The following is a 21,116-nucleotide window of genomic DNA, read 5'->3' as shown; positions in this document are numbered from 1 at the left end:
AACTCGGGCAGCAGGGCGCATCGCCGATGGCACCGATGCGGGAGGTCCAGCGCAACGAATACCGGGACCGGGGCTGGGAGATCCGCGCCGCACGGATCGCGCTGGAGATCCCCAAGCTCGGGAGGGGCAGCTGCCTCTCCGGGTTTCTGGAACCGCCGGACGGCGGAGAAGGCCCTTGGGGCCATCATCGAGGAAGCTTGCGCCCACGTCGTCTCGACGCGGGCGGTCGAAGTTGTCGGGATCGAGTCCGAGAAACGCTGCGGCCAGATCCGCTCTGAGCAGCCAACCAGCGGGGCCTGCCGGCGTATTGAAGGGGCTTCTTTCGCATCGCGGGCAGCCCCGGTCCCGCGCGGTCGAACTGCCGTGCGGAGCGGGAAGTGGACGCGCTCGCCCGGGGACGGAAACCGTGACTCCGTCTCGGGGCTGCGAAGGGGTGACGCGGGTGGGCCAGAAAAAATCCGAAGCAACGCCCCTACGGGGACGCGCCTGCCGCACGGCCTCAATAAATCCTCGGCGTTGAGTGGTACCGACTCCCCGGCTCGAACGGGGGACCCCCAGATCCACAATCTGGTGCTCTAACCAACTGAGCTAAGCCGGCACTCGCGGCCATTTAGACGCCGGGAACACGGAATGCAAGAGGGCATCGTGCATTACAGAAGGATCTCCCACTCCTGTTCGATCACGTCCCGGCCGAAGGAGTGGGCGGGGTGCGAGGTCACCAGACGGAAGCCCACGGAGAGGTAGAGCGCCTCGGACGCCCGCTGCCCGTCGAACGTCCAGAAACCGATGCTGCCGTAGCCGTGGGCACGGGCAAATCCCATCGCCTCCTGCAAGAGGCGGCGGCCGATGCCGCGGCACCGCATCTCGGGCTCGACGAGGAACAGGCCGACCTTCGCGCTCTCCTCGGTCAGGCGCATGCAGAGCAGGCAGCCCACGCGCCGCCCGTCGAACGCGGCGATGAAGGCCCGCTCCCGGATCGGATCGCGCGTGCGGATGAAGCGGGCCATCACCTCGGCCACCTGCGCCTCGAAGGTCATGTCGAAGCCGGCCTCGACCGCATAGATCTCGGCGTGGCGGGCCACGATCCAGCCCGCATCGCCGATCTCGAGGTCACGCAGTTCCAGTTCCTCCAGCATGCACGCGCCCTCCCCTTCCGATCATGGGGCCGCACCCTTCGCCGATCAAGGCGGCGCCTTGCCAGCGCGACCGAAGGGCGCTACGCCCACGCAACTGGCATCGGAGGACAGGATGGGGATCGACAAGCAGAGCGAGATCGCGGCGAACCTGCAGATCGGGCCGACGTCGCTTGGCATGGTGCGGATCTATGTCGAGGGCGACGGCGTAGATCTTCCGCTGGATTTCGACCCGGACGAGGCCGACGAGATCGCCGAAGAGCTGCGCGCTGCGGCCGAGCGGGCGCGGGCAATGGGCAAGCAGAGCGATTCGCGCCCCCCCCGGAAGCGGCCCTGACTATCCCGCCAACGAGCCGGGGTCGCGCAGGCCCTGCAGGCGCAGGGCCGCATGCCGGGCGAAAGCCTGAATCAGCGCCTTGCGCCGCGCCGGGGCGAGCCTGCCTTCCGGCGCCATCCGCAGGATGTCGGCGTCATAGGCGTCGGTGAGGATGAGGCCCGCATCGCCGGGCAGCAGGTCGAGCGGGAAGGCCTGATCCACCGCAAAGAAGAATCGGTCGCACCAGTCGAGATATCCCTGCCACTTGCGGTCCGACAGGAAGTCGGCGCGCGATGACTTGCACTCGATCACCCAGATCTCGCCCTTCGGGCCGAGCGCCATGACATCCACGCGCAGACCGGGCGTCGGAACCAGCTCGACCACCGACACGAAATCGAGCCCGCGCAGGTGCCGACAGACCCCGCGGGCGAGCCGCTGGCCCGGGGCGAGCGCCGCGAGACCGGAATCGGGAAGAGTGGCTGTGTGCATCCGACGATCATGAACGGAAAGAGAACAGAAGTCCATGCTCTGGCGCCGCCAACATTCCCGCCCGCCGGGAACGGATCTGGAGAGGGAGGTTCAGGCTCTCTTGCCGCGCCGGGCTCAAGGCCCTATCTAGAGCGGTGGCGGGTTCTGCCCCTCTCGTGTGTGGTTCTTTTCCAGTGGCCGATAAGCATCTCCGAGGGAGCTGGCTCTGCCAGGGCCGTGGCTCTGGTATCTGGCGACCACCTGACACTCAGGCTCTCGGGAAACGCACGCCACCACGGTTGCCGCGGTTCCCGCCGCATTCCCCGCGCGCCGAAGGTCGTGGGCCTCCGGGCGCAGGAAAGGGGGCGAGTATCCCCGCCCCCCCTATCCTCAGAAACCATAGACCAGCGACACGCCGAGCTTGTTGTCGGTGCGGATCGCGCGCGCCTCGTTGTAGTCGGTGAGATAGCTCACCCGGGTCGAGAAGGCGTCGGTCATCCGGAAGTTCACGCCGAAGTCGTTGTTGACCCGAAGGGCTTCGTCCGACTCGAGAACGTCGGTGTCGTTCGTCAGGAACACGTTCTCGTTGAAGCGCCAGTAGAAGCGGGACGAGGCGATGTAGCCCGTCTCGGTCTCGTCGCGACCGTCTCCGAACTCGAGGTAGCTGACGCCGATACCGGCCTGGACCCGCCAGGTCATGTCGGGGCGGTTCACGACGCGGTAGCCCGGGCCGAAGCCGATGAATCCGTCGGTCTTGACGCGTTCCGCGAGCGGCACATCGGCAAGATCACCTGTCACGTCCAGTTCGTCAGCGAGTCCGTTGAACTCCGCCCGGCCCAACACGAAGCCGTAGAACTGTTCGTTGAAGTAGTAGTTGCCCTCATAGACCATGAAGATGTCTTCCTGGTCCGAGTTTCCGTCGGTCTCGGCATAGTCGAGCACGAGGCCGAAGTTCTGAACGAACGGACCCTGCGCGTGACGCAGGCGGGCGCCGATGGTAAGGTTCTGCTCATCGGTGTTGCCGTCCGAGCCGCTGTAGCCGATCGAGGCGCTGCCGGAGAAGCCGGGACGGAACTCCGGGGTTCCGAAACGATAGGGGTCCTCGGCCTCTTCGAGATCCTCCTGAATGTCTTCCTCGATATCCTCGAGCCGCTCCTCCAGTTGCCGCGTGCCGGTGATCGTGCCGACCTGGGCATGAACCGCGGTGGAGCCGATCAGCAGGGCCAACGCCGTGAGACCGGTCAGGCGAATGTTCTCTTTCATGCTTTTCCCCTTCTTGAAGGTTGCCGCTGAATTGCGGCTGGCATGTGCTGCCGAAGGGACAACTGCAGGTGGTGATGCCTGTTCCGCCAAGGCCGGGCAGCGCCAGGTCCTGTGTCAATATTACAACATTTCATTGGCACGCGACAGAGCCGCCATGCCTCCAATCCGTTCAGATGACCGCATTTTTGGAGCAGGCGAGCCTCAACGCCGCTTTTTGTGATCGCGCGAAACCGCAACCGGAATCGGAACCAGCTCGGTCCGAATCGGGCGCAGGCGGCCGCCGGGTGGGGTGCGATCCTCAGGATCGGCCATGCGCATCACCGCGATGGCGAATTGCACTCCGGCGAAGACGACGCCGTTGAACATCACGAGCATCAGGCCGCCGAGCCAGCCCATGTCGGTGTGCAGCACGAGATGGCCCAGACCCGCCACATCCATCGCGACAAGAGCCACGACGAAGGCAAGCGAGATCCCGAAGCCGATGAGGACGTTCACGATATAGAGTCGGACAAGCTGTGGCATGATCTGGGCTCCTTGCGACCACGATACCGCCAGCCATCCGGCAAGCCACAAGAATCTGCATCCTGGGCGCAGGATTCCTGTCCGCCGCCCCGACCCGCGTGATCTGTGTGCGCCCCCTGCACAGGGGCGTCACTGCCGCGGTCCGGGGGCAGTGCCGCTCCGGTATCATCGCGTGAACAGGAGGCACGGAGGCTTTGTTCCCGGACCTGTCCAAAGGAGCATGGGCCCCGCGCACGCGGGTGGCTCAGCCCTGCGGGAAGGCCTCGGGCCTGGCCTCGCGGGCCATGTGATCGAGCACCGCATTCACGAACTTGGGCTCGCGGCCATCGGGAAAGAAGGCCTTGGCGATGTCCACGAACTCGTTGATCACCACCTTGGGCGGCGTGTCGCTCTCGAGCAGCTCCGAGCCCGCGGCCCGGAAGAGCGCGCGGATCACCGGGTCGATCCGGTCGATCGGCCATTTGGCGACCAGCGCCCGATCGGTCAACTGGTCGATGCCCGCCTGACGGTTCACCGCGCCCGAGACGATGCTGCGAAAGCTGCGGGCGTCGCCCTCGGCCATCTCGTCGCCCTCGTAGATCGCGCCGAACCGATGGGTCTCGAACTCCCGCGCGACCTGCTCGACCGTCTGGCCGGAGCATTCCATCTGGAAGAGCGCCTGCACCGCATAGAGCCGCGAGGCCGATTTCATCTGCCGCTTGTCGGGTTTCACGCTCATGCTTCGGTCTTCCCGGCAAGGCGGAACTCGTCCACCGGCTTGAAGCCCATGCCCTTGCGCTGGCCCGACCACTGCCGCGAGAGGGCGATCAGATGCAGCGCGGCGGCCGCGGCCCCGCCGCCCTTGTCCTGGCCGGAGGGTGCGGCGCGCACAACCGCCTGCTCGCGATTCTCGACCGTGAGGATGCCGTTGCCGATGCAGGCACCCTGCAGGCCGAGGAGCATCAGCCCGCGGCTCGAATCGTTGCAGACCGTGTCGTAATGGGTGGTCTCGCCGCGGATCACGCAGCCGAGCGCGACATAGCCGTCGAAATTCGCCTGACGCTCGGCCATGGCGATGGCCGTGGGCAGCTCCAGCGCCCCCGGCACCTCGACCAGATCCCAGCTTGCGCCGCAGCCTTCGATCACGGCCTTGGCGCCGGCGATCAGATCGTCGGCGATGTCGCGGTAATAGGGCGCCACCACGATCAGAAGCCGGGCGGGCTTGTCGAAGGCGGGCAGCGGCAGGCTGTAGTGGGATTCGGAACCGGCCATCGGTCAGACCTCGGAAATATGGTGCGTGCCGACGATGGAAAGGCCGTAGGCCTCAAGCCCAACCACCTTCGGCGCACGGGAATTGGTGACAAGCACGATCTGCGACAGGCCGAGCGCCGAGAGGATCTGGGCGCCGAGCCCATACTGGCGCAGCGTCTGCGGCGAGGCCTCGTCATCCATCACGAGCTTCATGGTGACGTCGCGCAAGAGCACGACCACGCCGCGACCCTCCTGCGCGATCAGCCGCATCGCGCCGTGCAGATCGCCCGCATGGGCCGAGCCGATGCCCAGCACATCCTCAAGCGGGTTGAGCGCATGCATCCGCACCAGCACCGGCTCGCCGTCCGTGACATTGCCCTTCGAGAGGATCACATGCTCGGCGCCCTGCGTGTCGTCGGCGAAGATGCGCATCAGCCAGTCGCCGCCGTAGCACGAGGTAACATGCTTGACCGCCTTCTCCTTCACGAGATTGTCATGCCGGCGGCGGTAGGCGATCAGGTCCGAGATCGTGCCGATCTTCAGCCCGTGCCGCTGGGCGAAGGCCACGAGATCCGGCAGGCGGGCCATGGTGCCGTCGTCGTTCATGATCTCGCAGATCACGCCCGACGCGTTCAGACCCGCAAGGCGGCTCACGTCCACCGCGGCCTCGGTATGGCCCGCGCGCACGAGCACGCCCCCGTCCCGCGCACGCAGCGGGAAGACATGGCCCGGGGTCGCGATGTCCTGCGGCCCCTTCGTCGGGTCGATGGCGACGGCCACGGTGCGGGCCCGGTCGGCCGCCGAGATCCCGGTCGTGACGCCCTCGCGGGCCTCGATCGAGATGGTAAAGGCGGTCTCGTGGCGCGACGAGTTCTTCGGCGCCATCAGGTGCAGGCCCAGCTGGTCCACCCGCGCCGAAGGCAGTGCAAGGCAGATCAGCCCGCGCCCGTGAGTGGCCATGAAGTTGATGGCGGCCGGCGTGCACATCTGCGCGGGGATCACGAGGTCACCCTCGTTCTCGCGGTCCTCATGGTCCACGAGGATGAACATCCGCCCGTTGCGAGCGTCGTCGATGATCTCCTCGATCGGAGAGATCGCGTCGGAATATTCGGTCTTCGTGTGGCTCATCGCATCGCTCCGGGATCAGACCTGCCCATAGCGCGAGCGTGCGCGAAAGGCCAGAGGCAGCGCCGCCCGCCCGCGACCCGGACTTTCCATCTCCGTGCCGCGAAGGCGCCCCAATCGCAGATCAGAAACGGTGCGTTCATCACGGAGAACCGAATGCACGTTGCCGGGCATGTGACGGGCGCGCTGCGGCACGCTTTCCACGAGAACCGATGGCTGATCCTTGCATGCGGCGCGAACGTCCTTGCGGCAAGGCTTCTCGCGGCCGCCTATGGCCTCGAATACGAGAACAACACGGCTCTCTTCCTCCTAAAGCTGCTGGGGGTGATGCTGCCGCTCTATCTCTTTGTCATGTCGGTGGTCCTGCTGGTCTCGATTGCCCGCCAGCGCCCCGCGGGCCGACCGATCCCGCTCTACCTCGCCGAGTTGCGCCGGCATCTCTCGGACGCACCGCGGCTCGCCTCGGGCGCGGTGGCTCTGGGCGCGTTCAGCTTCTTCTTCGATGCCTTCTCCTACATCAAGAGCATCATTCCGGCCGTGAACCCCTTCGGCTGGGACACAACCTTCGCCGCCCTGGACCGCAGCCTCCACGGCGGGATGGATCCCTACCACTGGACGATGCAGCTCATGGGCAACCCGCTTGCCACGACCGCCCTCAATGGCGCCTATCACTTCTGGCTGCTGCTGCTCTATTTCGTGGTGATGGCCGGCTGCTTCACCGGCACAAATCCCGGTGCGCGCCGCACGTTCCTTCTGTCCTTCACGCTGGTATGGGGACTTGGCGGCAACCTGCTGGCCATTGTCTTTTCTTCGGCCGGCCCCTGCTACTACGCGGCCCTCGGCCTTGGCGACCGCTACGAGCCGCTGATGCAGACGCTCCGCCAGTTCCACGGGACAAGTCCCGTCTGGGCACTCCATGTGCAGGACCTGCTCTGGACGGGCTACCAGTCCGGCGAGGGCCTGCGCGGCATCTCGGCCTTCCCGTCCATGCATGTGGCCAGCACCACGCTGATGACCCTCTATGCCTTCACATGGCGCCGCTGGGCGGGCGGGCTGATGGTGGGCTTCCTCGGCCTGATCCTTGTCGGATCGGTGCATCTGGGCTGGCACTATGCCGTGGACGGCTATGCCAGCATCGCCCTGACCGCAGCCGTCTGGTTCGCCGTCCGGCGGATGATCGAGGGGCGGGCATCAGGCCCCGAGGCGGACCCTCAACCTGCCCGCATGTAACGGTCGGCCTCAAGGCAGGCCGCGAAACGCGCGGCCTGTGACCATTCCCGCTCCAGCCAGCCCTCGCCCACCAGGATCACCCGGTCCGACGGGATGCGCCCCAGCGCCGCGCGCAGGAGGTGGCGCTGTTCGGACCATCCGGCGAAAGGCCGCGGGGCGGGATGAGCCGCGGCCAGCAGCCCCTGGGCCGCGGCGAGCAGATCCTCGGGCGCAAGGCGGCCCTGCGCGAGACCGATGCGCTCGGCCCCGATCCGGCCAAGCCTATCCGACCGATCCGCCGGCATCTCCTGCCCCGGCATCACGCGCAACGCGTTTGACGAAAAGAGGAAGGCCACCACGTCATGCCCGGTCGCGGCCCGAACCGACGCGTAGGTGCGGTAGTCGAGCCCCAGTTCGGCCGCACGGCGGACGCGCGTCCGCAGCACCTCGAGCGGCAAGGTCGGCAAGAGGTCGGCCCGTGCGCGCGACCAGCAGTGCCTCCGCCAGCTTCCGCCGCTCTCGAGCGTCGGCCCGCCGTTGTGGCCGAGGCCCGCGAGCGCCATCTCACGCGAACTCGTTCAGGCGCGCGACATAGCGCGCGAGCGTGTCGATCTCGAGGTTCACACGCAATCCCGGCGCGATACCGCCCCAGGTGGTCACCTCTTGCGTGTGGGGGATGAAGTTGATCCCGAACTCGGCCCCCTCGACCTCGTTCACGGTGAGCGAGGTGCCGTTCAGCGCCACGGACCCCTTGGGAGCGATGAAGCGGGCCAGCGCCTCGGGGGCGCGGAAGGTCACACGCAGGCTGTCGCCCTCGGGCACGGCGCGCACCACTTCGGCCACCCCGTCCACATGGCCCGAGACGATGTGGCCGCCAAGTTCGTCCCCCACCTTCAGCGCCCGCTCCAGGTTGACGCGGTGCCCCACCTGCCAGCCGCCGAGGACGGTCTTCGAGAGCGTCTCGCCCGAGATGTTGACCTCGAACCAGTTCTCGGGCGCGGTGCCGGTGGCGACGACCGTGAGGCAGACACCGTCGCAGGCGATCGAGGCGCCGATGTCGATGGTCTCGACCCTGTAGCCCGTGGCGATGCGGGCGCGCAGGTCGCCCCTGCGTTCGAGTTCCAGAACGCGGCCGATGTCGGTGACGATCCCGGTGAACATGACCTCTCCTTTTCCCTGGCCCAAGGCGTAGCCCCCGCCGCCCCGGCGCGCAACGGATTTGCCACGTCGGGAAGGCTTGTGTTGCCCAGCCCCCCGCCCCAACTGCCGCAAGCCGCCCGTGGGCCGAAGCGCCGCGGGCCGAGCCCAACCTGCCGGTCCCCTGCCCCCGGCGCCTGGCTCTTGTGCAAAACCGCCTTTCGAACAGGCCACGAGAAGACGGCCGGGTGCCGCTGGCGTTCCTGCCGGAACCACAGGATCCCTGCCGTCACCGTCCGGCGCGGACGCGAGCCGCTTGCGCCGGCCGGTGCCGCGTGCAGGGCTTCGACCTGTCGCGGCCCTGAAAATCCATTGCATCCCGCGACCCCGCAGCAACAGTCGCCGACGGCCTTGGGTGCGCGGAAGGCGGCTCTGGCAATCCGGGCCGGGTTCCGCTAGCTTCACGCAAAAAGCGAATTGGACGTGACAAGGTCTGCAAGGAGCCGGGCAGTGACATTTTCGGCAGTCAGGGGCGCGAAGACGCTCACCCTTCTCTTGCTCGTGTCCTCGGTCGCCGCCTGCGGCCTGCCCCGCTCGGGCCCGCACAAGCGTGAGATCTTCGCCGGCTCCTTCGAGAAGCAGGGCGATGCCTTCGTGGTGCCGGTGAACCGCTTCGTCAGCAGGGTGACCGCCGTGACCCCGGCCTTTGGATTCAATTCGAATTTCCGCAGCGCCGATCTCATAGGCTCGGATGTGATCGCGGCCGGCGACACGCTCGGCATCACCGTGTTCGAGAACGTGCGCGACGATCCGCTGCTCGGCAACTCCGGCCAACGCGTGTCCTCGCTCGATCAGGTGCAGGTCGATGGGCAGGGCTATATCTACGTCCCCTATGCCGGCCGCATCCGCGCCGCAGGTCAGACGCCCGACGGGCTCCGTCAGGCCATCACCCGCAAGCTCGACACACAGACCCCGGACCCGCAGGTGTCGGTCCAGCGTCTCGCCGGGGACGGCTCGTCCGTCACGGTCTCGGGCGCGGTGGGCAGCCAGGGCGTCTTCCCGATCGAGCGCCCCACCCGCACCCTTTCAGCCATGCTGGCCCGTGCCGGCGGGACCAGTGTTCCCGTCGAGACCGCCATCGTGCGCGTCACGCGCAACGGCAACACCAGCCAGATCTGGCTGCAGGACCTCTATGACAATCCCGCGCTCGACATTGCCCTGCGGCCGGGCGATGTGATCGTGATCGAGGAGGACGACCGGTCCTTCGTGGCCCTCGGCGCGACGGGCCATCAGACCCGTATCCAGTTCGAGACGCAGAATGTCTCGGCCATCGAGGCGCTTGCGCAGGTCGGCGGCCTCAACACCCAGCTGGCCGATCCCAAGGGCGTCTTCGTGCTGCGGGACGAGCCGGCCGAGATCGCCAACAGCCTGCTGGGGCGCACGGATCTCGTGGGCGATCAGCGCATGGTCTATGTGCTCGACCTGACACGGCCGACGGGCCTGTTCGAGGCGCGCGACTTCATGATCCGTGACGGCGATACGGTCTATGTGACCGAAGCGCCCTTCGTCCAGTGGCAGAAGACGCTCAGCGCGATCACGGGGGCGACGTCCGCCGCCAATCAGGCGTCAAACGTCGGGAACTGAGCCTTCCGGTCGAGGCCCCTCGCCCCGCAGCGGCGGACGTTCCGTCCCCGCAGCAACGGCAGGGCCTCCGGTCGATCGCGAAGCAGGGATCGAGCGACCGAGGAAGGCCGACCGTCCGGCTCGGGATCAGACGGGACATCGGCTAGCGGGCCGCCCGATCGTCAGTAGATGTAACGGATCTGCTCGGTCCAGTAGCGCTCCATCCGTCGGAGCGCCTGATTCAGATCCTCCATCCCCGCGGGGCCGACGATGCCCCGACGCTCCAGCCCCTCGGCATGGCGGGAGAAGAGATCCGACAGGATGCCGCGCACCGTCCGCCCCTTCTCGGTCAGGCGCACACGGACGGAGCGGCGGTCGATCTCGGACCGCTGGTGGTGCATGTAGCCCAACTCCACCAGCTTCTTCAGGTTGTAGCTGACATTGGAGCCCTGGTAGTAGCCGCGGGACTTCAGCTCGCCCGCCGTCACCTCGTTCTCTCCCACATTGAACAGAAGCAGCGCCTGCACCGAGTTGATCTCGAGCACGCCGATCCGTTCGAACTCGTCCTTCACCACATCGAGCAGCAGCCGGTGAAGACGCTCCACCAGCGAGAGGCTTTCCAGATAGCCGAGCAGAAAGGCCTTCTGCGACCCATCGAGAATGCCTGCGTGAACCGTCATTCCTCATCTCCAACACTGCGTTGCCAGAGACAGAATCGGCACAAAGCGCAAACATAACGTAAACTGTCGCCAGATTTCCGGCGCCGGAGGGCCTCAGCGGGCCAGACGCGTGCGGGCGAACTCCCCGATCTCGGAGATCAGCGCGGTCAGGGGCGCAGGCGGCTCCCGCTGGCCGAGAATCCAGGGCAGGAGATCCTGGTCATTCTCGTTCAGAAGAGAATCATAAAGCGCCAGACGCTCCTCCGACAGCTGCGCAAGATGGGCGTCGGACCAGGGGCCGAGGATCAGGTCCATCTCCTTGGTGCCGCGCCGCCAGGAGCGCATGGACATGCGCTTGAGCCGCGCCTCGTCCGCCTCGATCATTCCGCCTCCTTGCGCAAGAGCGCCCGCATCCGCTTTTCCAGCTGCCCCATCTCCTGCGCCAGCGCAAGCATCTGCGTGCGCATCCGCGCCAGCTCGGCCAGCGCCTCGCGGCCCTCGGCCGGCAGCACCACAGGTTCCGACGGGCCCTCGACCCCGTCGCCCTCGCCGGTCAGCAGCCACCGCAGGCTCACGTTCAGCATCCCGGCCATCATCTGCAGCCGGTTCGCGCGCGGCTCGGCCAGGTCATCCTCCCAGGATTGCAGCGTCTTCAGCCGCACGCCGAGCCGGCGCGCCATCTCTTCCTGCGTCAGGCCGGCCGCTTCACGCGCGCCGGCGAGGCGGTCTCCGAAGGTCGCTGTTTCGTTGCTGAACCACCCGGGGCTGTCCGCTGCCATCCTGCCTCTCCCTTGATACCGCTTGATCGCTTTCGGGGCTGAACCTAAGACAAGTGGCCGAAAGTTACAAACCGGCCCCAGCCACCCTCGCCCGGAGTTTTTCCCGCATGGCCTTCCTCTCCGACACGCTTGCCCGCGTGAAACCTTCGCAGACCATCGCGGTGACCAACAAGGCGCGCGAGCTTGCGGCCGCGGGACGTGACGTGATCGGCCTCGGGGCGGGCGAGCCCGACTTCGACACGCCCGACAACATCAAGCAGGCCGCCAAGCGCGCCATCGACGCGGGTCGCACGAAATACACCGCGGTGGACGGCATCCCCGAACTGAAACGCGCGATCTGCGAGAAGTTCGAGCGCGAGAACGGCCTGAAATACACGCCGTCGCAGGTGACGGTGGGCACCGGCGGCAAGCAGATCCTCTACAACGCGCTGGTGGCGACGCTGAATCCGGGCGACGAGGTCATCATCCCCGCCCCCTACTGGGTCAGCTACCCCGACATGGTGCTGCTCGCGGGCGGGACGCCGGTCAGTGTGGCGGCCGGGATGGAGACGGGCTTCAAGCTGACGCCCGCGCAGCTCGAAGCCGCGATCACGCCGAAGACCAAGTGGTTCATCTTCAACTCGCCCTCGAACCCGACCGGCGCGGCCTATACGCGCGACGAGCTGAAGGCGCTGTGCGCGGTGCTGATGCGCCATCCCCATGTCTGGATCATGTCCGACGACATGTATGAGCATCTGGTGTTCGACGATTTCGACTTCACCACCCCCGCGCAGGTCGAGCCCGGCCTCCATGACCGCACGCTGACCTGCAACGGCGTGTCCAAGGCCTATTGCATGACCGGCTGGCGGATCGGCTATGCCGCGGGGCCGGTGGAACTGATCAAGGCGATGGGTACGATCCAGTCGCAATCGACCTCGAACCCCTGCTCGATCGCGCAATATGCGGCTCTCGAGGCGCTGTCGGGGCCGCAGGATTTCCTCGCGACCAACCGCGAGGCCTTCCAGCGCCGCCGCGATCTGGTGGTCTCGATGCTGAACGAGGCCAAGGGCGTGACCTGCCCGAACCCCGAGGGCGCCTTCTACGTCTATCCCGACATCTCGGGCTGCATCGGCAAGACCTCGGCGGGTGGCGCGAAGATCACGGACGACGAGGCCTTCGCCTCGGCCCTGCTCGAAGAGACGGGCGTCGCGGTGGTCTTTGGCGCGGCCTTCGGTCTCTCGCCGAACTTCCGGGTGAGCTACGCCACCTCCGACGAGGTGCTGCGCGAGGCTTGCGCCCGCATCCAGGCCTTCTGCGCCGGGCTGAGCTGAGGCAGGGACGTTCGTCCCGCCCGGATCAGGGCGGGACGGATCGCTCAGGCCAGCGCCAGCCGCGGGGCGCGCATCCAGAAGCGCGTCATGAGCAGGATCGCCGCGAGCGTCAGCCCCACCACCAGCCCGAGCCAGAGCCCGGGCCCGCCCAGTCCCATCGGAAAGGCGAGGAGATAGCTCGCCGGGATCCCCACCATCCAGTAGCTGAAGCTGGCCAGCCACATCGGCACCTGCGTGTCGCGCAGCCCGCGCAGAAGGCCCAGCGCGATCACCTGCATCGCATCCGCGATCTGGAACAGGGCGGCAAAGGCCAGCAGGACCGAGCCGAAGGCCACGATTTCGTCGAACTGCGGGTTCGCGCGATCAAGGAAGAGCGCAATGATCGGTCCCGGCGCAAGCAGGAAGATGGCAACCATCAGGAGCCCGAAGACCAGCGAGAGCAGGATCGCCACCTTGGCCCCGTCGCGCAGCCCCGCGGTGTCCCCTGCCCCGTCCGCGCGCCCGGTGCGGATCGTGGCCGCGTTCGAGATCCCCACATGGACCATGAAGGCCAGCGCCGTCACCTCGAGCGCGATCCCATGGGCCGCCAGCGGCACGGTGCCGAGCCAACCCATCATCAGCGCCGCCGCCTGAAAGATCGACCCCTCGGCCAGTCCGGTCAGACCTATGGGCCAGCCGAGCGCGAAGACCCGCGCCAGCGCATGCCAGTCCGGGCGCCAGAACCGCTGGAACAGGTTGAACCGACGCAGGGGCGGCAGAAGCGCCGCATAGAGCCCAAGCGCCGCCAGCGACATGAGCTGCGCCCCGACCGAAGCGATGGCGGCCCCCTCGACACCCAGCTCGGGCGCCCCCAGCTTGCCGAAGATCAGCACCCAGTTCAGGCCGGCATTCACCACCACCGCGGCCAGCGTGGCCCACAGCACGATCTGCGTCCGTTCCAGCGCCGAGAGGTAGCTCTTGAGCACCATGATCAGCAGCGCGGGCACCATGCCCAGCCCCGCGATCCGCAGGTAATCCTGCGCGAGCGCCGCCACCTCGGGCTGCTGGCGAAGCGCCAGAAGGAGGGTGCCCGAGAACCAGAACAGCGGATAGACCAGCGCCCCGAAGGCGATGGACAGCCAGAGCCCCATGCGGGTGTCGCGCCGCACCTGCGTCTCGTCTCCGCGCCCCAGCGCTTCGGCCACCATCGGCATGACCGCCTGCGCAAAGCCCGAGCCGAGAATGAAGGTGACGAAGAAGAGCGAGGCCCCCAGCACGACCGAGGCCAGCTCGGTCACTCCATACCAGCCCAGCATCACCGTGTCGGTGACATGCAGCGACATCTGCGCCACGTGGCTTCCGACAAGAGGAAGCCCCAGCGCGAGAATCGCCCTCGCGTGGCCGGTAAAGGTCGGATGGTGGAACATGCGCCAGCACTAGCCCGCCGCAGGGGCCGCATCAAGCCGGTGCCGCCCGATCAGGCAGAAAGCGGCTTTCGCGCCACGAAATCCACCAGCCCCGAGAGGCCGGCATGGGCGGAACCTTCCGGGATCGTCTCGGCACGGTCCGCAGCCAGCAGCACCTCCCATCCGGCAGAGCCGGCCTCGAGGTGGGCCGGCTCATGGATGTTCTCCGCGGCCGGCGGGCCTCCGGTGCCGTAGCCGTTCCGCGCCGGATCGGGCGGAAGCAAGGGTCAGGTGCGACGCGGTTTGCGCAAGGCTGGCGGCGTGGCGCTGTCGAGGATGCCGGCGGACGTTCCGATCACCTGCGACGCGCGCCCCACGATCAGCGGATCGGGCTGGCCCACCACCTCGGCATCCTTGCCCGGATAGTCGAGGCTGGACAGGAAGTGCTTCATGCAGTTCAGCCGCGCGCGCTTCTTGTCGTTCGACTTGACGATCGTCCAGGGCGCATCGGCCGTGTCGGTATAGAAGAACATCGCCTCCTTCGCCTCGGTATAGTCGTCCCACTTGTCGAGGCTCGCCTTGTCGATCGGCGAGAGCTTCCACCGCTTCAGCGGATCCGTCTCGCGCGCGAGGAAGCGGGTGCGCTGCTCGTCGCGCGTGACCGAGAACCAGTATTTGTAGAGCCTTATCCCCGAGCGGACGAGCATCCGTTCAAGTTCCGGCGCCTGCCGCATGAACTCGAGATATTCCGAAGGGGTGCAGAAGCCCATCACCCGTTCGACGCCCGCCCGGTTGTACCAGCTGCGATCGAAGAAGACGATCTCGCCCGCGGTGGGCAGATGCTCGATGTAGCGTTGAAAGAACCACTGGCCCCGCTCGCGGTCGCCAGGCTTGGTAAGCGCCACGACGCGGGCGTAGCGCGGATTGAGATGCTCCATGAACCGCTTGATCGTGCCGCCCTTGCCCGCGGCATCGCGGCCTTCCATCAGGATCACGAACTTCTGGCCCGTCTCCTGCGCCCAGATCTGCACCTTCAGCAGTTCGGCCTGCAGCCGGGCCTTTTCCGCCTCGTAGGTGGCGCGCCCCATTCGGCGCGGATAGGGATAGTGGCCACCCTCGAACGCCTGCCGGATCGCGTTCGCATCCACCGCCGGAAACTGCCGCGGCCCGTGCAGCGGCCCGGATGGAGGTGCCTCGTCCACCGGACCCGCGTCGGCTGCAGCCGGTGTCGGGATGGCCTGCGGAATGTCCGCCGTGGGAAGCCCCTCGGTCGCCCGCTCGGCCACGGGATGGTCATCAGCCATGGGATCCTCCTTCTCCGGCTCGATCCAAGTCTGAAGCGCGCGGCTCCGGCCACCTTGATCCGCATCATCTGACGAGGATCCGCTACCAGATAATTCGGGGGCGGTGTCTCCACCGCCCCCCTTCAGGAACAATCTTGCGCAGAAATGAGAAGTTTGTTGAAAAGTCTTGTGAGTGGGTTCCTTACATATGAGCAAGATTCAGCGCATACTCCAATTGCGGTAAAACTATTGTTCGAGATCTTCAGCGCGCGGTAATGGAGCAAAGACGGTTCAGGACTGTCTCCCATTGCTCAAGAAACAGCAGCCGCGCGCAGCCTGCCAGCACCTCGACCTCGGCCCCGGTCCTTGCGGCGAGCGCCGCCACATCGGCAGGCGGGGCCAGAGGGTCAAGCCCGCCCTGAAGAAACAGAAGCGGGCTTTGCGCGGGTCCGGGCGGCAACGCCCGACATGCCTCGATGCGGCTCCGGCAGAAGGCCGCGTGCGCCGATGTCTCGGCCCCGAGGCAGATCTCGCTGCCCACAAGCAGCGCCTCGCGCACTCCCGGGATCCGCAGCGCAAGCCGGTCCGCCGCCGCCCCTCCGCAGGCCCCGAGCAGCCAATGTTCCTTCCCACCATCAAGGGCGAAGGCAAAGGCCGCCTGCACCATCAGCGCAAGCGCCGCGGGCGACCGTTCCGCCGTGCGGGCCAGAAACCCCGGCCAATGGGCGGCGGCCGCGTCCGGCAGGTCAAGGGCGCAGGCGGCGATCCCCGTGACCAGCCCGGGCCGCGACCGCGCGAGCCACAGGGCCGCACCAAGATCCCCGCCAAGCGCCAGGACCGCCACGCGCGGAAGGCCGAGATGACCGGCCAGCGCCGCCAGATCCGCGGCGTTCCCTTCCGCAAACGGGGTCTCCTCGGGCAGGGGATCGCTCCGGCCATAGCCCGCCCGGATCGGCACGATCACCCGCAGCCGCCGCAACCGCGCCGCCCGCTCGGCCGCGGGCGTCCAGCGCGCGAGACCGAACTCGCCGTGCAGATGCAGGACCGGCGCCCCGACCGGATCTCCGAACTCGAGCCACTCGAGCCGTCGCCCGTCCGGCAGCAGGAAGCTCTGCCGCATGAGAGGCTCGTGAAGCCGCCCTGCCGAGCGCGGCGGCGCACCGACCGCCGGCGCAAGCGCCAGTTCCATGAGCCCCATCACCAGGCGCAGAAGCTCGGACTGCGAATGGGTCTCGGTCTTCTGCTGGATCGAGCGCATCTGCGTCCTGACCGTCTCGACCGACCGCCCCCGGAGCGAGGCGATCTCGCGCAGGGGCAGCCCGAGCGTCAGGCCATGGACGATCTCGACCTCGGCCCCCGTGAGGCCGAATGTCTCGTTGAGAAGCTCGCCGAAGGGTTCGGGCCAGACGGGTTCGGTCGCCAGAACCAGCGCCTTGGCCCGGCCCTCCTGCCCGTCGATCGGGCAGACCCGCACGACCACCGTTGTCCCGTTCGGCACCGAGCGCAGGCGGAGGTTCCGCGCAGGCACCGCCCGGCGGGCCACGCGCCGGATGGTCGAGGACAGGGCGACCACATCGGCCGCATCGAAGGGCAGCGCCGCCAGCGGCGCACCGGCCGAGATCCGGAAGGCCGACTCGGCCGCAAGGTTGCAGGCGGCGATCCGCACCACCCCGTCGCTCAGGAAGGCCGGCACCCGCAGGATCCCTGCCAGGATGGCCTCGATCCCTCGGCGCTGGTCCCGGGGAACCCGCTCCAGGAGGCGCCGCGCCCGCTCGAAATGCAGATCGAGCGTCGGCTCCGCAGCGCGCGGCCCCTCCGTCGCGGGTGTCAGCTGCTCCTGCCAAAGGGCTGCGAAGTCGGGCAGCCGAGCCGGATCGAGCGCAAGCTCATAGGCCAGATGCACGAGATCCGTGCCGCCGGCACCCGACGCCGCGGCCCGATCCTCCGGCACCCCAGACAGGTCTTCCATCCTCCCGCGACCCTCGCCGCCCCGATTGCGCCCGCTGGTTGCACAACCCACCCGGCCCGCCAATACGGGTTACCCCGTATGGGCGAATGGGTCGCAACGGCGGGCGGGCGCCCGACCCCCCGTCCCTTGCGCACCCGGCCCTGTCTTGCCATGTGAGGACCGCACACCGTTCCGCAGGCGGGGCGCAGCCGATCCCACCAGATCTTGCGCACTCCTCCCGCGGGATGCTCTATTGGTATTTCAATCGTCCAGAAAGAATCGAGCAGCCATGGCCAACGACCTTCTCTCCGGCCAGCCGGAAACCTATGACGCCTCCTCGATCGAGGTGCTCGAAGGGCTCGAGCCCGTCCGCAAGCGTCCCGGCATGTATATCGGCGGCACCGACGAACGGGCGCTGCACCATCTGGTGGCCGAGATCCTCGACAACTCGATGGACGAGGCCGTGGCGGGCCATGCGACGCGGATCGAGGTCGAACTTCACGCCGATCACTCCGTGACGATCCGCGACAACGGCCGCGGCATCCCGGTCGATCCGCATCCGAAGTTCCCCGGCAAGTCGGCGCTGGAGGTGATCCTCTGCACGCTGCACGCGGGCGGCAAGTTCTCGGGCAAGGCCTACCAGACCTCGGGCGGCCTGCACGGCGTCGGCGCCTCGGTGGTGAACGCGCTCTCGGACACGATGCGGGTCGAGGTCGCGCGCAACCGCGAACTCTGGGTGCAGAGCTTCGCCCGCGGCATCGCGCAGGGCCCGGTCAAGATGGTGGGCGCCGCCTCGAACCGCCGCGGCACCACGATCACCTTCCACCCGGACCCCGAGATCTTCGGCCATCTGCAGTTCAAGCCCGCCCGCCTGATGAAGATGGCGCGGTCCAAGGCCTATCTCTTCTCGGGCGTCGAGATCCGCTGGAAATCCGCGATCCCCGACGGCGACATGGCCCAGGAGGCGGTCTTCCACTTCCCCGGCGGCCTGGGCGATTACCTCGCCGAGCAGCTCTCCGGCGCCTCGACCTATGCCGAGAAGCCCTTCGCCGGGAAGGTAGGATTTCAGGAGAAGTTCGGCGTTCCCGGCTCGGTCGAATGGGCGATCAACTGGACGCCCGCACGCGACGGCTTCATCCAGTCCTACTGCAACACCGTCCCCACCCCCGAGGGCGGCACGCATGAGAGCGGCTTCTGGTCGGCGATCCTCAAGGGCATCCGCGCCTATGGCGAGCTGGTGAAGAACCGCAAGGCCGACCAGATCACCCGCGAGGACATGCTGGCCGGCGGCTCGGCGCTGATCTCGGTCTTCATCCGCGAGCCGCAGTTCGTGGGCCAGACCAAGGACCGTCTTTCCACCGAAGAGGCCGCGAAGCTGGTCGAGAACGCGGTGCGCGACCATTTCGACAACTGGCTGGCGGCCAACACGAAATCGGCCGGTGCCATCCTCGACTTCCTCGTGCTGCGCGCCGAGGAGCGCCTCCGCCGCCGGCAGGAGAAGGAAACCCAGCGCAAGAGCGCGACGAAGAAACTGCGCCTGCCGGGCAAGCTGGTCGACTGCTCCGCCACCGCCCGCGACGGGACCGAGCTCTTCATCGTCGAAGGCGACTCGGCCGGCGGCTCGGCCAAGATGGCGCGCGACCGCACGCTTCAGGCCCTGCTGCCGCTGCGGGGCAAGATCCTGAACGTGCTGGGCGCGGCCTCGGGCAAGATGGGGGCGAACGCCGAGATCAACGACCTGTGCCAGGCGCTGGGCACCGGGATGGGGACGCGCTTCAACATCGACGACCTGCGCTATGACAAGATCATCATCATGACCGATGCCGATGTGGATGGCGCCCACATCGCCTCGCTGCTGATGACCTTCTTCTTCACCCAGATGCGGCCGCTGATCGACCGCGGACATCTCTACCTCGCCTGCCCGCCGCTCTATCGCCTCACGCAGGGGGCCAAGCGGCTCTACGTCGCCGACGACGTGGAAAAGGAGCTGTGGCTGGCCAAGGGTCTCGGCGGCAAGGGCAAGATCGACGTGCAGCGCTTCAAGGGCCTGGGCGAGATGGATGCCAAGGACCTGAAGGACACCACGATGAACCCGGCCACGCGCAAGCTGATCCGCGTCTCGATCGACGAGGACGAGCCGGGCGAGACCGGCGACCTCGTGGAGCGCCTGATGGGCAAGAAGCCCGAGCTGCGCTTCCAGTATATCCAGGAGAACGCGCGCTTCGTCGAGGAACTCGACGTCTGAGGCCGCGCAGGCGCCGGAAAGGCCGCTTGCCGGCCGGCCGGCCCTTCCGTGGCGCCGCCCCCCGCCCTTTCATTCTGGCAAAAATATCCGCGGGGGTCCGGGGGCAGCCAGCCCCCGGCGGCCGGCCCCGGGCGGGTCCGTCTCAGGCCCCGCGCACCAGCGGGTGATCCAGCGCGGTCATGATCCCGCGCAGCTCGGCCAGCCCCTTCAGCCGCCCGATCGCGGGATAACCCGGCTGCCCCTTGCGGCCGAGATCGTCAAGGATGTCCTGCCCGTGGTCGGGCCGCATCGGGATCGAGATGTCCGTCCGCCCCTCGGCCTCGCGCCGCCGTTCCTCGGCCAGCACCGCGGCGATCATCGCCACCATGTCCGTGCCGCCGTCCAGATGTCCGTCCTCGAAGAACGAGTTGCGCAGATCATCCCCTTCCAGCGTGACGTTGCGCAGGTGGAGGAAATGCACCCGCTCGCCCATCCGCTCCATCATGCCCGGCAGGTCGTTGTCGGGCCGCGCGCCGAGGCTGCCGGTGCAGAGCGTGATGCCGTTGGCCTTGAGATCCACCGCCTGCATCACCTCGGCGTAATCGGCCTCGGTGGACATGACGCGCGGCAGGCCCAGCAGCGGGAAGGGCGGATCGTCGGGATGACAGCAGAGCCGGACGCCGACCTCCTCGGCCAGGGGCGCCACTTCCGACAGGAAGTCGATCAGATGCCGCCGCAGCGTCCCGGCGCTCATCCCGGCATATTCGGCGAGATGGCGGCGCACATCCTCCAGCGTGAACTGCTCGGCCGCGCCGGGCAGGCCGAAGACCACGTTCCGCGCCAGCGCCGCCTTGCGATCCTCGTCCATCCCGGCCAGGCGCAGCGCGGCTTCCGCCACGACCCATTCCGGGAATTCCTCGGCCGCGCCGGGCCGCTCCAGGATATGGATGTCGAAGGCGGCGAAGTCCGGCAGGTCGAACCGCATGCAGGTCGCGCCCGAAGGCCGCCGCCAGGCGAGATCGGTCCGCGTCCAGTCGAGAACCGGCATGAAGTTGTAGCAGATCACCTCGATCCCGGCCGCGCGGAGGTTGCGCATCGACTCCTTCCAGGTCTCGAGATGCGCGCGCCAGTCGCCCTTCTGCTTCTTGATGTCCTCGGACACCGGCAGGCTCTCGACCACCTCCCAGTTGAGCCCCGAGGCCGAGCCGTCCCGCATCACCCCGATCTGGCGCTGGCGCCGGGCGATCTCGTCCGGCGTCCAGAGCGCGCCGGTGGGAATGTGGTGCAGCGCCGAGACCACGCCCTCCACCCCCGCCTGCCGCATGTCGTCCACCGACACGAGGTCCTTCGGCCCGAACCACCGCCATGTCTGCCGCATCTCATCCTCCCGCTGTGCGCTCGCAAACTAATATGCAAGTATGCCAGTTAGCAAGGGAGCAGAAAAAACGGGCGCGGAAATCCCCCGCGCCGGCGCTTCGGTCGCTGTGTCGGTGGCGGGGGCC

Annotated in this window: 23 protein-coding genes, 1 tRNA gene and 1 pseudogene; 7 read left to right on the top strand and 18 right to left on the bottom strand. The window is 67.6% G+C overall.

What is annotated here, in order from left to right:
• Positions 1-32: 32 nt before the first annotated feature.
• Positions 33-231: pseudogene (locus LV780_RS01940) on the top strand (transposase); the annotation flags it as partial.
• A 290-nt stretch (positions 232-521) separates the two neighbouring features.
• On the opposite strand, the gene LV780_RS01935 reads toward LV780_RS01940, so the two are convergent.
• Positions 522-598: transfer RNA gene (locus tag LV780_RS01935), tRNA-His, on the bottom strand.
• A gap of 52 nt (positions 599-650) precedes the next feature.
• Positions 651-1,136: a GNAT family N-acetyltransferase gene (locus LV780_RS01930; RefSeq protein ID WP_011907486.1), complete on the bottom strand. Its 486-nt coding sequence runs from the start codon at positions 1,134-1,136 to the stop codon at positions 651-653.
• A gap of 112 nt (positions 1,137-1,248) precedes the next feature.
• Here LV780_RS01930 and LV780_RS01925 point away from each other — a divergent pair, with 112 nt between their 5' ends.
• Positions 1,249-1,470: a DUF6324 family protein gene (locus tag LV780_RS01925; RefSeq protein WP_011907485.1), complete on the top strand. Its 222-nt coding sequence runs from the start codon at positions 1,249-1,251 to the stop codon at positions 1,468-1,470.
• On the opposite strand, the gene LV780_RS01920 is transcribed toward LV780_RS01925, so the two are convergent.
• Complete coding sequence (locus LV780_RS01920; RefSeq protein ID WP_044247750.1) at positions 1,471-1,938, bottom strand: MmcB family DNA repair protein; 468 nt, start codon at positions 1,936-1,938, stop codon at positions 1,471-1,473.
• Between the two features lie 369 nt (positions 1,939-2,307).
• Entirely contained in the window at positions 2,308-3,180 is an 873-nt protein-coding gene (locus tag LV780_RS01915) for a DUF481 domain-containing protein (RefSeq protein WP_108220121.1), read from the bottom strand.
• Between LV780_RS01915 and LV780_RS01910 the strand changes: the two genes are divergently transcribed.
• Positions 3,167-3,400, top strand: a complete 234-nt coding sequence (locus tag LV780_RS01910) for a hypothetical protein (RefSeq protein ID WP_147326416.1) — start codon at positions 3,167-3,169, stop codon at positions 3,398-3,400. The two genes, LV780_RS01915 and LV780_RS01910, sit on opposite strands and share 14 nt — an antisense overlap.
• On the opposite strand, the gene LV780_RS01905 is transcribed toward LV780_RS01910, so the two are convergent.
• The 4 genes from LV780_RS01905 to ribB all read right to left on the bottom strand — a co-directional run bounded on the left by LV780_RS01905 (position 3,382) and on the right by ribB (position 6,060).
• Entirely contained in the window at positions 3,382-3,702 is a 321-nt protein-coding gene (locus LV780_RS01905; RefSeq protein ID WP_011907482.1) for a hypothetical protein, read from the bottom strand. The genes LV780_RS01910 and LV780_RS01905 overlap by 19 nt on opposite strands.
• Before the next feature lie 244 nt (positions 3,703-3,946).
• Positions 3,947-4,420 carry a transcription antitermination factor NusB gene (nusB, locus tag LV780_RS01900; RefSeq protein WP_011907481.1) on the bottom strand — a complete coding sequence of 158 codons (474 nt, stop codon included), beginning with the start codon at positions 4,418-4,420 and terminating at the stop codon, positions 3,947-3,949.
• Positions 4,417-4,953 carry a 6,7-dimethyl-8-ribityllumazine synthase gene (locus LV780_RS01895; protein WP_011907480.1) on the bottom strand — a complete coding sequence of 179 codons (537 nt, stop codon included), beginning with the start codon at positions 4,951-4,953 and terminating at the stop codon, positions 4,417-4,419. The genes nusB and LV780_RS01895 overlap by 4 nt, the downstream gene beginning before the upstream one ends.
• A 3-nt stretch (positions 4,954-4,956) precedes the next feature.
• Entirely contained in the window at positions 4,957-6,060 is a 1,104-nt protein-coding gene (ribB, locus tag LV780_RS01890; protein ID WP_011907479.1) for a 3,4-dihydroxy-2-butanone-4-phosphate synthase, read from the bottom strand.
• Positions 6,061-6,213: 153 nt separating this feature from the next.
• On the opposite strand from ribB, the gene LV780_RS01885 reads away from it, so the two are divergent.
• Positions 6,214-7,287, top strand: coding sequence for a phosphatase PAP2 family protein (locus tag LV780_RS01885; protein ID WP_108220120.1), 1,074 nt, complete (start codon positions 6,214-6,216; stop codon positions 7,285-7,287).
• Here LV780_RS01885 and LV780_RS01880 read toward each other — a convergent pair.
• On the bottom strand, positions 7,269-7,829 hold the full coding sequence (locus tag LV780_RS01880) for a hypothetical protein (RefSeq protein WP_108220119.1): 561 nt from the start codon (positions 7,827-7,829) through the stop codon (positions 7,269-7,271). The two genes, LV780_RS01885 and LV780_RS01880, sit on opposite strands and share 19 nt — an antisense overlap.
• Position 7,830: 1 nt before the next feature.
• Positions 7,831-8,427: a riboflavin synthase gene (locus tag LV780_RS01875; protein ID WP_101339768.1), complete on the bottom strand. Its 597-nt coding sequence runs from the start codon at positions 8,425-8,427 to the stop codon at positions 7,831-7,833.
• A 486-nt stretch (positions 8,428-8,913) separates the two neighbouring features.
• On the opposite strand from LV780_RS01875, the gene LV780_RS01870 reads away from it, so the two are divergent.
• Positions 8,914-10,047 carry a polysaccharide biosynthesis/export family protein gene (locus LV780_RS01870; protein ID WP_101339769.1) on the top strand — a complete coding sequence of 378 codons (1,134 nt, stop codon included), beginning with the start codon at positions 8,914-8,916 and terminating at the stop codon, positions 10,045-10,047.
• 161 nt (positions 10,048-10,208) lie between these two features.
• Here LV780_RS01870 and LV780_RS01865 read toward each other — a convergent pair whose 3' ends face one another.
• The 3 genes from LV780_RS01865 to LV780_RS01855 form a co-directional block, all read right to left on the bottom strand.
• The gene (locus LV780_RS01865; protein ID WP_011907474.1) at positions 10,209-10,706 is read right to left on the bottom strand and encodes a MarR family winged helix-turn-helix transcriptional regulator; all 498 of its coding nucleotides are present in this window, start codon (positions 10,704-10,706) and stop codon (positions 10,209-10,211) included.
• Positions 10,707-10,799: 93 nt separating this feature from the next.
• Positions 10,800-11,069: an FAD assembly factor SdhE gene (locus LV780_RS01860; protein WP_108220118.1), complete on the bottom strand. Its 270-nt coding sequence runs from the start codon at positions 11,067-11,069 to the stop codon at positions 10,800-10,802.
• Complete coding sequence (locus LV780_RS01855; protein ID WP_101339771.1) at positions 11,066-11,464, bottom strand: helix-turn-helix domain-containing protein; 399 nt, start codon at positions 11,462-11,464, stop codon at positions 11,066-11,068. The genes LV780_RS01860 and LV780_RS01855 overlap by 4 nt, the downstream gene beginning before the upstream one ends.
• A 107-nt stretch (positions 11,465-11,571) precedes the next feature.
• Between LV780_RS01855 and LV780_RS01850 the strand changes: the two genes are divergently transcribed.
• Entirely contained in the window at positions 11,572-12,774 is a 1,203-nt protein-coding gene (locus LV780_RS01850) for a pyridoxal phosphate-dependent aminotransferase (protein WP_108220117.1), read from the top strand.
• A gap of 44 nt (positions 12,775-12,818) precedes the next feature.
• On the opposite strand, the gene LV780_RS01845 is transcribed toward LV780_RS01850, so the two are convergent.
• The 4 genes from LV780_RS01845 to LV780_RS01830 all read right to left on the bottom strand — a co-directional run bounded on the left by LV780_RS01845 (position 12,819) and on the right by LV780_RS01830 (position 17,411).
• Positions 12,819-14,180, bottom strand: coding sequence for an MATE family efflux transporter (locus LV780_RS01845; RefSeq protein WP_011907470.1), 1,362 nt, complete (start codon positions 14,178-14,180; stop codon positions 12,819-12,821).
• Positions 14,181-14,230: 50 nt separating this feature from the next.
• Positions 14,231-14,443 (bottom strand): hypothetical protein, encoded by a 213-nt coding sequence (locus LV780_RS01840; RefSeq protein WP_117344876.1) that lies wholly within the window; start codon positions 14,441-14,443, stop codon positions 14,231-14,233.
• Between the two features lie 3 nt (positions 14,444-14,446).
• Positions 14,447-15,463: a polyphosphate kinase 2 gene (ppk2, locus tag LV780_RS01835; protein ID WP_108220116.1), complete on the bottom strand. Its 1,017-nt coding sequence runs from the start codon at positions 15,461-15,463 to the stop codon at positions 14,447-14,449.
• A 241-nt stretch (positions 15,464-15,704) separates the two neighbouring features.
• On the bottom strand, positions 15,705-17,411 hold the full coding sequence (locus LV780_RS01830) for an alpha/beta fold hydrolase (RefSeq protein ID WP_108220115.1): 1,707 nt from the start codon (positions 17,409-17,411) through the stop codon (positions 15,705-15,707).
• A gap of 268 nt (positions 17,412-17,679) precedes the next feature.
• Between LV780_RS01830 and parE the strand changes: the two genes are divergently transcribed.
• Complete coding sequence (parE, locus tag LV780_RS01825) at positions 17,680-19,635, top strand: DNA topoisomerase IV subunit B (RefSeq protein ID WP_108220114.1); 1,956 nt, start codon at positions 17,680-17,682, stop codon at positions 19,633-19,635.
• Between the two features lie 142 nt (positions 19,636-19,777).
• Here parE and uxuA read toward each other — a convergent pair whose 3' ends face one another.
• Positions 19,778-20,992 carry a mannonate dehydratase gene (uxuA, locus tag LV780_RS01820; RefSeq protein ID WP_108220113.1) on the bottom strand — a complete coding sequence of 405 codons (1,215 nt, stop codon included), beginning with the start codon at positions 20,990-20,992 and terminating at the stop codon, positions 19,778-19,780.
• Positions 20,993-21,116: the final 124 nt, after the last annotated feature.

This window comes from Cereibacter azotoformans (genome assembly GCF_021391315.1).
GTDB lineage: Bacteria > Pseudomonadota > Alphaproteobacteria > Rhodobacterales > Rhodobacteraceae > Cereibacter_A > Cereibacter_A azotoformans.
The sequence above is the reverse complement of the archived record's forward strand: the minus strand, read 5'-3'. Positions and strand labels throughout refer to the sequence as shown.